Source organism: Streptomyces sp. NPDC032721, from assembly GCF_055579625.1.
Genome location: NZ_JBVIMX010000067.1, coordinates 1 through 1,089, shown reverse-complemented (window position 1 = coordinate 1,089; position 1,089 = coordinate 1). Strand labels below are relative to the sequence as shown.

The window sequence follows — 1,089 nt, the reverse complement described above, 5'->3', positions numbered from 1 at the left end:
AAGGGGGTGGGAATACTCATCTCGAAGCAGGCTTCCCGCTTAGATGCTTTCAGCGGTTATCCTTTCCGAACGTAGCCAACCAGCCATGCCCTTGGCAGGACAACTGGCACACCAGAGGTTCGTCCGTCCCGGTCCTCTCGTACTAGGGACAGCCCTTCTCAATATTCCTACGCGCACAGAGGATAGGGACCGAACTGTCTCACGACGTTCTAAACCCAGCTCGCGTACCGCTTTAATGGGCGAACAGCCCAACCCTTGGGACCGACTCCAGCCCCAGGATGCGACGAGCCGACATCGAGGTGCCAAACCATCCCGTCGATATGGACTCTTGGGGAAGATCAGCCTGTTATCCCCGGGGTACCTTTTATCCGTTGAGCGACAGCGCTTCCACAAGCCACTGCCGGATCACTAGTCCCGACTTTCGTCCCTGCTCGACCCGTCGGTCTCACAGTCAAGCTCCCTTGTGCACTTACACTCAACACCTGATTGCCAACCAGGCTGAGGGAACCTTTGGGCGCCTCCGTTACTCTTTAGGAGGCAACCGCCCCAGTTAAACTACCCATCAGACACTGTCCCTGATCCGGATCACGGACCTAGGTTAGACATCCAGCACGACCAGAGTGGTATTTCAACGGCGACTCCACAACCACTGGCGTGGCTGCTTCAAAGTCTCCCACCTATCCTACACAAGCCGAACCGAACACCAATATCAAACTGTAGTAAAGGTCCCGGGGTCTTTCCGTCCTTCTGCGCGAAACGAGCATCTTTACTCGTAGTGCAATTTCACCGGGCCTATGGTTGAGACAGTCGAGAAGTCGTTACGCCATTCGTGCAGGTCGGAACTTACCCGACAAGGAATTTCGCTACCTTAGGATGGTTATAGTTACCACCGCCGTTTACTGGCGCTTAAGTTCTCAGCTTCGCCACACCGAAATGTGACTAACCGGTCCCCTTAACGTTCCAGCACCGGGCAGGCGTCAGTCCGTATACATCGCCTTACGGCTTCGCACGGACCTGTGTTTTTAGTAAACAGTCGCTTCTCGCTGGTCTCTGCGGCCACCCCCAGCTCATGAAGTAAATTCAATCACC

General features: G+C 55.0%; 1 rRNA gene. It reads right to left on the bottom strand.

From position 1 onward, the window contains the following. A 23S ribosomal RNA gene (locus ACZ5PB_RS43455) occupies positions 1 to 1,089 on the bottom strand; the annotation flags it as partial.